The organism is Pseudomonas brassicacearum (assembly GCF_003732265.1).
Taxonomy (GTDB): Bacteria; Pseudomonadota; Gammaproteobacteria; order Pseudomonadales; family Pseudomonadaceae; genus Aquipseudomonas; species Aquipseudomonas brassicacearum_D.
This window is the reverse complement of the sequence record NZ_MOBK01000078.1, coordinates 1-298: the sequence shown is the minus strand read 5'-3', so window position 1 is coordinate 298 and position 298 is coordinate 1. Positions and strand designations below refer to the sequence as shown.

The window sequence follows — 298 nt, the reverse complement described above, 5'->3', positions numbered from 1 at the left end:
TGGCGGCGATGAAAAACACTTCGTCGTCGGCCTCGATGACGGTGTCACCCTGGGGCAGAATCGGCCGGTCGCGGCGGAAAATCGCGGCGACCCGGGTTTCGACATTCGGCATGTGCTCGCGCAATTGCCGCAGTTGCTGACCCACCAGCGGCCCGCCGTAATATGCCTTCACCGCGACCAATTGCGCTTTGCCTTCGGCGAAGTCGATCACCTGCAAGGCGCCCGGATGCTGAATCAGGCGCTTGATGTAGTTGGTCACCACTTGTTCCGGGCTGACCAGCACATCCACCGGGATCGC

The 298-nt window shown here is 62.1% G+C and carries 1 protein-coding gene; it reads right to left on the bottom strand.

Annotated elements, in window-relative coordinates; genetic code table 11:
• Positions 1–298: TrkA C-terminal domain-containing protein (locus tag BK660_RS30120; RefSeq protein WP_311202918.1), on the bottom strand; the 298-nt coding region annotated here is incomplete at both ends.